Raw genomic sequence first — 12,962 nt, 5'->3', positions numbered from 1 at the left:
CGTGCAGTAGGTGCGGTCACTCCCGGTGGGCGACGCGGTGAGCGGGCGGTGACCGGCACTGTCGAGGTATGAACGCAACCACTGCCCCGCTGGTCGAGGTTTCGGGCCTGACCAAACGCTACGGCGACACCCTGGCTGTCGACGGTGTCGATCTGACGGTTCTGCCTGGCGAGGTCTACGGCTTCCTCGGGCCGAACGGCGCCGGCAAGACCACGACGCTGCGAATCCTGACCGGGCTGATCGCCCCGACCAGCGGCACGGTCCGCGTCCTCGGCGGTGCGCCGGGCCAGGCGCAGGTGCTCGCCCGTACCGGTTCGATGATCGAGTCGCCCGCCTTCTACCCGTACCTTTCCGGCCTCGACAACCTGCGCCTACTGGCCGAGTACGCCGAGGTACCACGCACGCGGATCCACGAAGTGCTCGCGCTGGTGGATCTCGCCGGGCGCGCGAAGGACCGCTTCTCGACGTACTCGCTGGGGATGAAGCAACGGCTCGGGGTCGCGGCGGCCCTGCTGAAGGACCCCGAGCTGGTCATCCTCGACGAGCCCACCAACGGACTCGACCCGGCCGGCATGCGGGACATGCGGCGACTCATCCGCGAGCTCGGTGCCGACGGCCGCACGGTGTTGCTGTCGAGCCACCTGCTCGGTGAGGTGCAGCAGATCTGCGATCGCGTCGGCATCATCAGCGAAGGCCGGATGGTCGCCGAGCACCTCGTCGACGACCTGCGCACCGAGCAGGAGCTGGTGATCCGCGCGACGCCTCGAGAGAGCGCTCGCTCGATCCTCACCGAAGCCCTCGGCGCCGCCGCCGTCCACCAGTACGACGACACGCTGCGGGTCAAGGTCGCGCCCGACCGGGCCGCCGAGGTGAACCGCCTGCTGGTCGAGGCCGGGATCGCGGTCTCCGAGCTGCACAGCACCGAGCGCGCCCTCGAGGACGTGTTCTTCGAACTCACCACCACCGACAACGGACCGGAGAAGACCAATGCTGGGTAGTTACCGCGCCGAGCTGCTCAAGCTCCGCAAACGATCCGCCGTCTGGGTGCTGTTCGGGGCCGGGCTCGTCCTGAGCCTGATCTTCGGCTACCTGCTGCCCTACCTGGGCTACGCGACGGGCGACGGCAATCAGCAGACCGACGGCATCCCACGCTCCGAGGTACTGCGTGGTGTCCTGCCGGAACGCGTGATGGACAACACGATCGGCGGCTTCCCGGTCTTCGCGGGAGCACTCGCTCTGGTGCTCGGCGCGATCGTGGTCGGCAGCGAGTACACCTGGGGAACGCTGAAGACGATCCTCACCCAGCGCCCCGGCCGGACCACGCTGCTCGGCGGCCAATTGCTCGGGCTGCTCACCATGCTGGCCGTCTGGGTACTCGGCATCTTCGTCGCCTGCAGTCTGTGCAGCATCGGGATCGCCGCGGCAGAGGGCGCGCCGATGGACTGGCCTGGTCCGCTCACCTTGCTGAAAGGCTTGGCCGGCGGCTGGTTCGTCCTCACCCTGTGGTGTCTGGCCGGCGCGGCGCTGGCCGTTGCCTTCCGCAACGTTGCGCTGCCGATCGGTCTCGGCGTGGTCTGGATCCTCGGGATCGAGGCACTGCTGGCCGGCGTGGTCAGCAGCCTGCTCCCCGATCTGAGGTTCCTGTCCGACGCGATGCCGGGCGCCAACGCCGGCGCGCTCGTGTTCAGCGTGACCGGGATGACCGCGGCCGACGCGCCGCCCGGCGTCCGGGATGCCGTGTCCGGAGGTCGCGCTCTCTCGACGATGCTCGTCTACAGCGCGGTCTTCGTCGTGCTCGCGATGGTCACCAACCGGCGCCGCGACGTCAGCTGAGAGTGCGGCCGGCGTGGCTGAGGCACAGCTCGCAGAACATGGCGTTGGCCCAGGAGAACCACTCGCGGGTGAACACGGTCGGGTCGTCGCAGTGGAACGACTCGTGCATCTGCCCGGTACCACCCGTGGTGTCGCGCAGGAGTTCGAGCAGCCGCTGACGCTCCTCCGCCGCCGTACTGGTCAGGCCCTGGACAGCCAGGGCGATCGGCCAAACGTGCGTCGGCGGAGTGTGCGGACTCCCGATCCCGGCAGCGTGAGAACCGCTGTAGTAGTACGGGTTCTCGGCGCTGAGCAGCAGCGAACGAGTCGCCAGGTACGTCGGGTCGTCGGCCGCTACGAAGCCGGTCATCGGCATCGACAGCAGGCTCGGCATGTTCGCGTCGTCCATCAGCAACCGCTCCCCCGTGCCGTCCACCTCGTAGGCGTAGACGCGGCCGAGCGACGGGTGATCGACGATGCCGAACTGGGCGATCCCGTCGTCGATGCCCGCCTTCAGCTCCTTGGCCCGATCACCGAGAGCGCCGTCGCCGAGCGCCTCGGTCGCGATCGCCTGCAGGTAGCCGAGCACGACCGAGGCGAACATGTTGCCGGGCACGTTGAAGCCGTGCTCGGTGGCGTCGTCACTCGGCCGGAAAGCGCTCCACGACATGCCCGTCGGTGCGGTCAGCTGCCCACGCCCCTCGCGCACCAGCGTGTCGCTCGCTGCCTCGTCGTGCCGCTGGAACCGGTACTGCGAATTGGCCTCGTGATCCAGCTCGGTCGTCCACAGATCCAGGATCGCGACCGCCGCGCCCCGGAAGCGATCGTCGATCACGTCCGCCCGGCCGGTGATCCGCCACAACCGGAAGGCGAGCTCGATCGGGTAGCACAGCGAGTCGATCTCGTACTTGCGTTCCCACACCCACGGCGACATCTCGGTCTCGTCGGTGGTGTGACCGGCGCCGTTCGCCTCCCGGTTGAAGGCATTGGCATACGGGTCGATCGCGATGTACTCCAGCTGACGATGCAGGACGCCGATCAGCACGTCCTGCAGGGCCGGGTCCTCGGCACACAGCACCAGGTAGGGCCGCAACTGGGCGGCGGAGTCGCGCAGCCACATCGCCGGGATGTCGCCGGTCAGCACGAACGTCGTACCGTCCGGCAACTGTTCCGCGACGGCGGGCAGGTTCTGCGTCATCGACCGGTGGAACATGTCCGCGATCACCTGGTCGCCGGTGGCCCGGCGGACTTGTTCGGTGGCACGGGCCAGGACCTCGGGATCGATACCGGTCATCAAGACATCACCTTTCAGCGGACCCGGCAACAGCGGCTGGAGCGCTCTCTGCGGGTCCGAGCAGGAGCACTGAGGGATTGGGAGAGAAGGTGTGGTCCAGCACCAGGCTGGCCGCACCGACCGCGCCGACGTCCGCGCCGAGCGCAGTGCCGGTGACGGCGAAAGGGTGCACGGAGCGGACCAGGAAGCGCTCTTCCAGCGCTGCCCGGACCTGCCCGTCGAAGAACGGCGCGAGCTGGTCCCAGTGCGGACCGCCGAACACCACCCGCTCCAGGTCGAGCAGGTTCGCGATGTCCTCGACCACCTTGGCGATCCGGTCCGCCAGCGCGGCGATCAACTCGCGGGCCACCCCGGCACCCGCGCCGGCCTGCTCGCACAGTTCCGCGAAGCCGAGGTCGACGGCGTGCCGGTCGTCCAGATCGATGCCCTTGGCAAGTACTCCGGCCTGGACGGCCTGCTGGACCAGATAGCGCGGCTGGCTCGTCTCGCCGACGCAGCCGCGGCGCCCGCAGTAGCAGACCGGGCCGTCCGGATCGACGATCACGTGGCCGATCTCGCCGACGTTGCTGCTCGAACCGCGGACCACTTCGTCGCCGATCACCAGGCCGGCCCCAACGCCCGTACCGAGGTAGAAGAAGAGGAAGCTGCCGCGACCGTTCGGGCCGCCGGCCCACTTCTCGGCCGAGGCGGCAGCGGTGACGTCCTTGTCCAGCAGGACCGGCAGGCCGGTCCGCTCGCGCAAGGCGTCCCGCAGCGGGACCAGGTGCCAGGCGGAAAGATTCGGCGGGTCGACGACGACACCGCGCTCCACGTCGATCGGGCCCGGTGCCGCGATGCCGACGCCGACCACGCGTTCGCGCGGCGCACCTGCTTCCGCGATGACCTGCTCGACTGTGGCAGCGATTCCCGCGATGAGGACGTCGGGGTCGTCCGAAGCCGGCGTTTCGGCTCGCCTGCGGACCACCACCTGCCCGGTCAGATCGAGCACGACCGTCGTGACCACCGCAGGGTCGAGGTGCACGCCCACGGCGTACTGGCCGGTGGGCTCCAACTCGAGCAGCGTGCGTGGTTTGCCCAGGCCGCTGCTCTTCTGCCGGCCGGCCTCACGGACCAGGCCGGCGTCGAGCAGCCGGCGGGTGATGTTGGAGATTGCCTGTCCGGACAGGCCGGTCGATGCTGCGATCTCGACCCGGCTCAGCCGTTGCTCGGCCCGCCGGATCGCGTCCAGCACCACCGCGTCGTTGAATCCACCCACACGATCGAGATTCGTACCCCGGCGTGCTACGGCCGGCGGCTGCTCGGTGCTCACCGCTCCCCCATCCTTGCTAGCCTGCGGCTGGGTCGGCGCCCCACGGCCGCGACCAGGCGTAGCGAACAATCTCAGTGCCTGCACGCCAGACGGTGGGCGTCGTGTTCACCAGCCAGTCGAGCGGCTCGATCCCACCGTCCGCGGCGTTGCCACCACTGAGCGCCAACCGTATACCGTCGCCAAGATCGCGGTCGGTCCGCGCGGTCCGGGCGGCAGGGTCGACGGACACGAAGAGAGCGCTCCCTGACCGGGCCACCAGGTCGAGGAACTGCCGGTTGAGTTCCCACGGCGTCTGCGGAGTACAAGGCACGCAGTCGGCGTCGACGGTGAAGAACCGCTGGTGCTGCGGCAACCGGATGGCAAGCGAGTTGACGCCCATCTTCCGGGTCCGCTCCCAGTCGCGGCCGGACGTGTCGTCGCCGGTGCGCTGAACGTCGACCAGGCCGGCTGCCAGGTGGCCAACGGTGTTGCACCCGATCAGTACGACGTCCTGCGCCGCGGCGCGAATCTCGCGGTACAGGTTCAGGACGATCTCGGCAGTCGTCCGGGTGGGATCGTGGAACTGCCAGCCGTCATCGGTCAGCTGGGCGCCCATCGCCGGGCCGAACCGACCGAAGAGGTCGTACGTGCTGAAGTCGTGTTTGACCAGCTCGAAACCCCAGTCCCTGAAGCGTTGCAGGTCACCTCGCACGAGGTCGATGACTTCCGGGTACGTCGGGTCGAGGGCGCGGCCGAATCCGTCGGACTGGCCGGGGCGACCCCAGGGTCCGGATTCGCGGGACAGCAACGGGCGGAACCAGAGGCCGGGGCGGGCGCCGAGCTCCTTGATCGCCGCCGCGGTTCTTGCCATGTCGTCGAAGAGCCCGGAGATACCGCTCTCCCAGGGACCGCCGGATCCGTTGCCGCCGGGATTCCAGCCATCGTCGACGACGCTGAACGGCTTCACGGGATGGCCATCCGCAAGCTCCACGACCGTCGCGGCATCCTGCAGAACAGCCTTCTCGTCGAAGCCTTCGCCATAGGCGTAGTACCAGTTGTTGGCGCCGACAACTGGGCCGATGTCCCGGAGCGTCACGGCGGAACTCATCGCCGCGATGGCCGCGTGGAGGGTCAGCCACGGCGTACCGGCGTCTTCGAAGCGTCGCACGACGGCCGCAGTCAACTGGCGGTCACCGAGTTGGGTCGGGCTGCCGCCGTTGCGGAGGTCGAGCCAGAGGGTGAAGCCGGCCTGATCGACGGTCCAGGAGCAGAAGGCGCCGGGGTGTACGTCGACGCCCGCGCCGAAGGTCTTGCCGGTCTTCGCCTCGTGCGCCAGCCAGTACCACGGCAGCAGCCGCTCATGCTGGAGATGGCGCCATTGGAGATCACCGTAAGAACGCTCCCAGGCGTCGCCGAGAACGAGCGCCTCGGAGGGGACAGGCTCGTCCCACCGCAGAGCGACTCGCGAGACGCCGCCGGAAGCCATGACGAGAACCTCGCCAGCGGCCGACCAGCGGACCTGGACCCCGCCGGCCGTCCAGCGACCGTCTGCTGCGGCGGCCGCAAGTAGCTCGCCGGCGGGAGTGGGCTGGATGAAGACCTGGTTCGGCTCTCGCACGGGAAGAGCTTACCCGACTTACCCCACGGTGTTGATTTAGTCCGTCAGACCCTCAGATTCTCGACTGCCTCGACCAGCCGGTCGACGTCGGACTGATTCGTGTACGGCGCCACGCCGGCGCGGACCGCGCCGGCGTCACCCAGGCCGAGGTGGCGGGACGCCTCCAGCGCATAGAAGGAGCCGGCCGGTGCGTTCACCCCGGATTCGGCCAGCTTGGCGGCAACGTCACCCGACTCCCACCCCGCGACGGAGAAGAGCAGAGTCGCCGTACGACGCTCCGCCCGGCCGTAGAGCGTCACGCCGTCGATCGCCGCCAGCCGTGTCTCCAGATCGGTTCTCAACTCATCCTCGTAGTTCTCCAGCAACGCCAGAGAACTCAGCAATCGCTCTCTCCGATTCCCAGAACCCGCTCCCCCGAGCCCCGCGAGGCCACCCAGTCCCGCGAGGAAGTTCACCGCGGCGGTCGTCCCGGCGAGCAACTCGTAGGGCAGCGTGCCGAACTCGAACCGCTCCGGCACCACATCAGTTGCCGGGAGCAACTTGTCCGGCCGCAACCGTTCCAGCAGCGCGGGAGCCGCCGAGAGCACGCCGCAATGCGGACCGAAGAACTTGTACGGCGAGCAGGCGTAGAAGTCCGCGAACCCCGCATCCACCGGCGCGTGTGCGGTCAGGTGGACGCCGTCGACGTACACGAGTGCACCGGCGTCATGCGCAAGCGACGCGATTGGCAGCAGATCAGGCCGGGTGCCGAGCAGGTTCGAGGCGCCGGTCACCGCGACCAGGCGGGTCTTGGCCGAGAGCAACGACCCGAGATCATCCAGTTCGGACGTCGCAGGATCGAAGGCCAACCACCGAACCGTCGCGCCGACCGCCTCCGCGGCCTGCACCCACGGCCGGATGTTCGCGTCGTGATCCAGCCGGGTCACGATCACCTCGTCGCCCGGACCCCAGTCCTTGGCGAGCGTTCGAGCGAAGTCGTAGGTCAACTGCGTCATGCTCCGCCCGAAGACGATGCAGCCCGGATCGGTGCCCAGCAGGTCGGCCATCGCCTGCCGGGCGCCGAGAACGATCTCGTCCGCCCGCCGTTCAGCGACGGTCAACCGGCCACGGTTCGCGAGTGCCGACACCATCGTCGCCGCGACCGCATCGGCCACCACCTGCGGTGTCTGCGAGCCACCCGGCCCGTCGAAGTGCGCGGCTCCCTCACTCAACGCAGGGAATTGCTTGCGGACAGCATCTACGTCAAAGCCCATGCCGACATCCTGCCCCCTGGGGGCCGAGTGCCCAATTCCGGGCAGAAAGCGGAAATTGTCCGCGGCATGCTGCAGGATGCCAGGAGTGAGCACCCTGACGACTCCTGACAAGCCACCGGTCCGGGCGTGGCTGCCCACCATGCTGACCCTCGGCGCCATCTGGGGCTGCAGCTTCCTCTTCATCTCCGTCGGCGTGCGCGAACTGCACCCGACCTACCTCGCGCTCGGCCGGGTGATCGCCGGAAGCCTCGTGCTGCTCACGATCCTGGTGATCAAGCGCGAGTCGCTGCCGCGCTCGCCGCGGATCTGGGCGCACAACTTCGTCGCCGGCGCGGTCGGCTCGGCCATCCCCTGGACCTTGTTCGGGTACGGCGAACAGCGCATCCCGTCGTTGCTGGCGGGGATCTGGAACGGGATCACCCCGCTGGTCGTGCTCCCGCTGGCCGTTCTGGTGTTCCGGACCGAGAAGTTCACCCTGCAGCGCGTTCTCGGACTGCTGATCGGGTTCCTCGGCATGATGGTCGTGCTCGGAGCCTGGCAGCTGCACGGCGGCGCGGACCTGGTCGGCCAGCTGTTCTGCGTGGCCGCCGCGGTTGCCTACGGCATCGCCATCCCCTACCAGAAGAAGTTCATCGCCGGCAGCAAGCTGTCCGGTACCGCGCTGTCGGCGACCCTGCTGATCTGCTCGACGGTGCAGCTCGCGATCTTCGCTCCGATCGTTTCAGGTCAGGCTCCGCCGGCGCCCTGGTCGCTGTCGATCGAGGTGATCGGCAGCGTGATCGCGCTGGGCGCGCTCGGCAGCGGGATGGCGTTCGTGCTGAACCTGCGGGTGATCCGGCTGATCGGCGCGAGCATGTCGGCGATGGTCACCTACATCATGCCGATCTTCGCGATCCTGGCCGGCGTGATCGTGCTGCAGGAACGCCTCACCTGGTACCAGCCGGTCGGCGCGCTGATCGTGCTGCTCGGGGTCGCGGTATCCCAAGGGGTCATCAGTTCGATCCGATCGGGTACGGCGGCGAAAACCCCGGTCCAGGCGCGGGCGGCCGGAGTACCGTAGATCGGACCGTTCTTTGGGGGGAACCATGAGCGCACAACCCGACACCCACGACATGGTGGTCGTCCACCGAGTGTTCCGGCGGGAGTTCCGGCTGCTGCCGGACCTGGTCGGCCAGGTTGCCGAGGGCAACACCGCTCGATCGGCGGTGCTGGCCGAGCATCTGACCGATCTCGTCGCGGCACTGCATCACCACCACCTCAACGAGGATGAGCTGCTTTGGCCGCCGCTGCTGCAGCGGGCGACGCTGCACACCGAGCTGGTGCACCGGATGAAGTCTCAGCACGAGGCGCTGTCCGCAGTACTCGATCGAATCGAGCAGGTGCTGCCGACCTGGGCGGCGACGGCCGGGAAGGCTGATGGCGCGGAGTTGGCGGCAGCACTGCGTGATGTGTCGTCACTGCTCGAGCTGCACCTCGGCGAGGAGGAGCAAGAGGTCCTGCCGCTCGCGCGGGAGCATCTGAGCCTCGAGGAGTGGGCCGAGATCGGCAACCGCGGCGCCAGTTCGATCGAGACCAAGCGCAAGCGGCTGCTGTTCCTCGGGATGATCCTGGAGGACGCCTCGGAGCAGGAGCGGCAGAGCTTTCTGGCGAAGCTGCCGGCGCCGGTGCGGGCGCTCTGGAAGCTGGTCGGCCGCCGCTCGTACGACGGCTACGTCCGGGTGATCCGGAAGGGCTAGCTCCTCCGGAGGTTGGGGATTGAAGCGACCACGACCGCGACGAGGGCGAGCAGGGTGCCGGCGACCACCGGGAGGCTGACCGCCTGGTCGGAGGCCGGGAGGAACAGGTCGATGAAGAGGCTGGCGATCAACTGGCCCGCGATGGTCCCGAGGCCCAGGACGAACACGCCGACGACCCGGACCACCGCGGCCGCCGCGCTGATGAAGATCACGCCGCACGCGCCCCCGAAGTACAGCCAGGGGTCGGACGGCAAGCTGTTGGGTGCTCCCCGGAAAACAAGCTCGGCGAGAAAGACGACCAGGAGAGCAATGAAGCCGACCAGGAAGTTGATGACTCCGGCCGCTAGAGCTGCAGACGCGTCGAGCCCCGCAGTACGGGCGACTCGTCCATTGACGGCTTGCTGCACAGCAGTGAAGACGCCACCCAGTGCAGGCAGCACTGCAAGCAGCAGCCCTGACGGGTGATTCAACCGGTCAGACACGGCCAGTACTACGGCCGCAAGCGCCACCAGAGCGCCTACGACTCGCAGAGGTGTGTAGGGCTGCGGGCCGGCCGGTCCGAGGCCAATACGGTCCACTACCAGGCTGCTGACGGCCTGCCCAGCCACTACGGCGACAGTGAACACAGCCACGCCAATCACCGCGACAGTGATCGACTGTGTGGCAACAAGGAACGCACCGGCGAGCCCACCGATGCACTGGTACCACCTGAGCCCTCCCGAAGGGCTCCGGATCGTCTGCCACACCCGTGCGACCGACCGACGGATCGAAGGCACTACTGCGCAGCCGGCCAGCAGGATGACCAGCCCCGTGCCGAAAGAGATCAGTGCCGCCGGGACTCCGCTGCCGAGGCGGTGCCCGAGTTCCCCGTTGAGGCGGGACTGGATCGCGAACAGCATGCCGATCCCGAAGGCCGCCGATAACCCGATGAGCTGGTGTTGCTGAGCGGTCCGGGCCGGGCGGATATCGGTTGCTGTCACCCCTCTATCATGACCGTCGGACCTGACACACCTGACACCCGGTCCACCCAGTGAGCGTCAAATACGCCGCACCAGCGCCAGATACATCGCGTCGGTCCCGTGCAGGTGCGGCCAGAGCTGGACGTCCGGCCCCTCTCCCAGCGACGGCACGCCAGGGAGCAACGCCCGGGCGTCCTCAAGCACCGCGTCGCTCCGCTGCGCCAGTACTGCGTCCACTACCGCGCGTGTCTCCATCGGGTGCGGAGTACAGGTCACATACGCGACCACGCCGCCCTTGCGGACAGAGGTGATCGCCGAGTCGAGCAGTCGCTCCTGCAACGGGCGCAGCTCGGCCACGTCCTCCGCAGTACGACGCCAGCGTGCTTCCGGGCGCCGCCGTAGAGCACCGAGCCCGCTACAGGGCACGTCAGCCAACACGCGGTCGTAGGAGCCCTCTGGCCAAGTCGGCTTGGTGCCGTCGCCGACTAGCACCTGGTGATCGCCCGGCACGGCCCGCAGGTTGGACCGCACGAGCTCGGCCCGGTGCGGCAGCGGCTCTACCGCCGTCAGCAGCGCGTCCCGCTGACTACCGATCGCTGCGAGCAGGGCGGACTTCCCGCCTGGCCCGGCGCACAGGTCGAGCCACTTCGCGTCTGTGCCCTCTAGGGGCGCCATCGCGAGCGCAGTGGCGACCAGCTGCGACCCCTCGTCCTGTACTCCGGCCCGCCCGGACGAGACAGCCGAGATCCGACCAGGATCGCCTCCGCCCTGCAGGACAGCGGCGTACGGCGAGTAGCGGGCCCTAGTCGCTCCGGCCTCGACGAGGTCGTCCACCTCGGCCAGACCGGGCCGCGCCACCAGCGTCACGCGAGGCGGCTCGTTGTCGGCGTCGAGGAGGTCGTCCAGCTCGTAGCCATCGGTGTGGAGCGCGTCGGCGAAGGCTTCGACGATCCAGCGCGGATGCGCCTTCGCGATCGACAGGAAGCCGAAGAGATCGTCGTCGGAGTGCGGCGCGACGTCGGCGATCCACTGCTCGAGCGTGCGCTGGCTGACCTTACGCAGTACTGCGTTGATCAGGCCGCTGCGGCTCTGGCCGACCTCCGCGCGGGTCAGCGTGACCATCTCGTTCACGGCGGCGTAGGAGTCGACGCGCATCCGGAGCAGCTGGTGCGCGCCGAGGCGGAGCAGGTCGAGCAGCTCCGGGTCCAGCTCGGCCAGCGGACGGGACACGCTGCGCGCGAGAATCGCGTCGTACGTCCCCTGCCAGCGCAGCGTGCCGTGCACGAGCTCCGTGCAGAACGCGGCGTCGCGACCGCTCAGGCGTTGGTCGCGTAGCGCCTTGTTGAGGGCCAGGTTCGCGTAGCCGTCCTCGGACGAGACCTGCCGGATCACCTTGTAGGCGACCTGGCGGACCTTGTCGGGACGGCGCTGCGGCGCCCGGTTCCGTGGACTGCGGTCGCTCACTCTGCCTTCGATTCCGGACCGAGGCGGTCATCGGAGCTGATCCGTACGCCGCGGGCCCAGTCGGCTGCCGCCATCGGCTTCTTGCCTTGCGGCTGGACCGTGACGAGCTTCAGCGCCTTGCTGCCGGTGCCGACCGCGACGCTCGACTTGGTGGTGCGCAGCTCGCCAGGCTTCAGATCCTCGTCCTCGGTCAGGTCGACGTCGAGCACCTTCAGCCGCTCGCCGCGGAACGTCGTCCATGCTCCTGGCGCCGGGTTGCAACCCCGGACCAACCGGTCGACGTGCTGCGCCGGGGCGGCGAGGTCCAGCTCGGCGTCCTCGACGTTGATCTTCGGGGCGAGCGTCACGCCGTCAGCCGGCTGCTCGACTGCCACCAGTGCACCAGCCTCGATGCCGTTGAGGGTGTCGACGAGCAGCTTGGCGCCCGACTCGGACAGCCTGGTGAGCAGGTCACCGGCCGTGTCCTTCGGGCCGATCCGCTCCGTCAGTACGCCGTACACGGGACCTGCGTCGAGTGCCTTGACGATCCGGAACGTGCTCGCGCCGGTCACGTCGTCGCCGGAGATGATCGAGTGCTGCACGGGCGCGGCACCACGCCAGGCCGGCAGTACGGAGAAGTGCAGGTTGATCCAGCCGTGCGGCGGGATGTCCAGCGCGGCCTGCGGCAGCAGCCCGCCGTACGCGACGACCGGGCAGCAGTCCGGCGCGATCTGGGTCAGCCGGGCGAGGAACTCGGGATCGCTCGGCTTGACCGGCTTGAGCACCTCGACGCCGAGCTCTTCGGCGTACTGCGCGACCGGGGAGGCGACCAGCTTGCGGCCGCGACCGGCCGGGGCGTCCGGCCGGGTGACGACGGCAACCAGTTCGTGGCCGCTGGCAACGATCGCGCGGAGCGCGGTGACGGACACCTCGGGGGTGCCGGCGAAGACGACTCTCACAGGCCAAATCCGTTCATCGGGTGCGGTGAGACCTTGACCTGCGGCGGGCCGGACAGGCCGGACCACTCGGCCTCGCGGATCGCCTTCATCGCGGCCTTGCGGGTGGCGGTGTCCAGCCGGTCGACGAACAGCACGCCGTCGAGGTGGTCGGTCTCGTGCTGGATGCAGCGGGCCAGCAGATCCGACCCCTCGATCACCACCGGCTCGCCGTACATGGTGAAGCCGCTGGCGATGACGCTCATCGCCCGGCGGCAGTCGAAGGTCAGGCCGGGGATCGACAGGCAGCCCTCGGGACCGAACTGCTCCTCCAGCGACAGGCTCAGCTCGGGGTTCACCAGGTGGCCGAGTTCGCCCTCCACGAAGTACGTGAAAACGCGGAGGCCGACGCCGATCTGTGGCGCGGCCAGGCCGGTACCGGGAGCGGCTTGCATGGTGTCGGTCAGGTCCGCGACCAGCCGGCGCAGCTCGGCGTCGAAGTCGACGACGGGGTCGGCCTTGGTGATCAGGACGGGATCGCCGAACAGACGGATGGGTTGGACCGACACGCAAACTCCACAGCACTCACCGAAGGGGGGACCGGGCAAGTCTAGTGGTCGGTGC

12 protein-coding genes are annotated in these 12,962 nt (G+C 68.8%); 4 read left to right on the top strand and 8 right to left on the bottom strand.

Annotated elements, in window-relative coordinates; translation table 11 throughout:
• Positions 1 to 68: 68 nt before the first annotated feature.
• A complete protein-coding gene (locus A3ES_RS0130860; protein ID WP_020390711.1) occupies positions 69 to 998 on the top strand; it encodes an ABC transporter ATP-binding protein in 930 nt (309 codons plus the stop codon).
• Positions 988 to 1,833: an ABC transporter permease gene (locus A3ES_RS0130855; RefSeq protein ID WP_020390710.1), complete on the top strand. Its 846-nt coding sequence runs from the start codon at positions 988 to 990 to the stop codon at positions 1,831 to 1,833. Before A3ES_RS0130860 ends, A3ES_RS0130855 begins: the two co-directional genes overlap by 11 nt.
• Here A3ES_RS0130855 and A3ES_RS0130850 read toward each other — a convergent pair.
• The 4 genes from A3ES_RS0130850 to A3ES_RS0130835 are packed head-to-tail and all read right to left on the bottom strand — an operon-like array spanning position 1,826 to position 7,265.
• The gene (locus A3ES_RS0130850; protein WP_020390709.1) at positions 1,826 to 3,106 is read right to left on the bottom strand and encodes a glycoside hydrolase family 125 protein; all 1,281 of its coding nucleotides are present in this window, start codon (positions 3,104 to 3,106) and stop codon (positions 1,826 to 1,828) included. The two genes, A3ES_RS0130855 and A3ES_RS0130850, sit on opposite strands and share 8 nt — an antisense overlap.
• A gap of 7 nt (positions 3,107 to 3,113) precedes the next feature.
• Positions 3,114 to 4,415, bottom strand: coding sequence for an ROK family transcriptional regulator (locus A3ES_RS0130845; protein WP_020390708.1), 1,302 nt, complete (start codon positions 4,413 to 4,415; stop codon positions 3,114 to 3,116).
• Positions 4,416 to 4,431: 16 nt separating this feature from the next.
• Complete coding sequence (locus A3ES_RS0130840; protein ID WP_020390707.1) at positions 4,432 to 6,012, bottom strand: alpha-amylase family protein; 1,581 nt, start codon at positions 6,010 to 6,012, stop codon at positions 4,432 to 4,434.
• A gap of 44 nt (positions 6,013 to 6,056) precedes the next feature.
• Positions 6,057 to 7,265, bottom strand: coding sequence for a cysteine desulfurase-like protein (locus A3ES_RS0130835; RefSeq protein WP_020390706.1), 1,209 nt, complete (start codon positions 7,263 to 7,265; stop codon positions 6,057 to 6,059).
• A gap of 85 nt (positions 7,266 to 7,350) precedes the next feature.
• Between A3ES_RS0130835 and A3ES_RS0130830 the strand changes: the two genes are divergently transcribed.
• Positions 7,351 to 8,325 carry a DMT family transporter gene (locus A3ES_RS0130830; protein WP_020390705.1) on the top strand — a complete coding sequence of 325 codons (975 nt, stop codon included), beginning with the start codon at positions 7,351 to 7,353 and terminating at the stop codon, positions 8,323 to 8,325.
• Positions 8,326 to 8,350: 25 nt separating this feature from the next.
• Positions 8,351 to 9,001 carry a hemerythrin domain-containing protein gene (locus tag A3ES_RS0130825; protein WP_020390704.1) on the top strand — a complete coding sequence of 217 codons (651 nt, stop codon included), beginning with the start codon at positions 8,351 to 8,353 and terminating at the stop codon, positions 8,999 to 9,001.
• Here A3ES_RS0130825 and A3ES_RS0130820 read toward each other — a convergent pair.
• Genes A3ES_RS0130820 through def form a run of 4 tightly spaced genes read right to left on the bottom strand, consistent with a single transcriptional unit; the run spans position 8,998 to position 12,907 of the window.
• Positions 8,998 to 9,981, bottom strand: a complete 984-nt coding sequence (locus A3ES_RS0130820) for a DMT family transporter (RefSeq protein ID WP_020390703.1) — start codon at positions 9,979 to 9,981, stop codon at positions 8,998 to 9,000. The two genes, A3ES_RS0130825 and A3ES_RS0130820, sit on opposite strands and share 4 nt — an antisense overlap.
• Before the next feature lie 57 nt (positions 9,982 to 10,038).
• Positions 10,039 to 11,424 (bottom strand): RsmB/NOP family class I SAM-dependent RNA methyltransferase, encoded by a 1,386-nt coding sequence (locus A3ES_RS0130815; protein WP_020390702.1) that lies wholly within the window; start codon positions 11,422 to 11,424, stop codon positions 10,039 to 10,041.
• The gene (fmt, locus tag A3ES_RS0130810; RefSeq protein ID WP_020390701.1) at positions 11,421 to 12,362 is read right to left on the bottom strand and encodes a methionyl-tRNA formyltransferase; all 942 of its coding nucleotides are present in this window, start codon (positions 12,360 to 12,362) and stop codon (positions 11,421 to 11,423) included. Before fmt ends, A3ES_RS0130815 begins: the two co-directional genes overlap by 4 nt.
• Positions 12,359 to 12,907 (bottom strand): peptide deformylase, encoded by a 549-nt coding sequence (gene def / locus A3ES_RS0130805; RefSeq protein WP_020390700.1) that lies wholly within the window; start codon positions 12,905 to 12,907, stop codon positions 12,359 to 12,361. The genes fmt and def overlap by 4 nt, the downstream gene beginning before the upstream one ends.
• Positions 12,908 to 12,962 lie beyond the last annotated feature (55 nt).

This window comes from Kribbella catacumbae DSM 19601 (genome assembly GCF_000372465.1).
GTDB classification, from domain to species: domain Bacteria; phylum Actinomycetota; class Actinomycetes; order Propionibacteriales; family Kribbellaceae; genus Kribbella; species Kribbella catacumbae.
The sequence above is the reverse complement of the archived record's forward strand: the minus strand, read 5'-3'. Positions and strand labels throughout refer to the sequence as shown.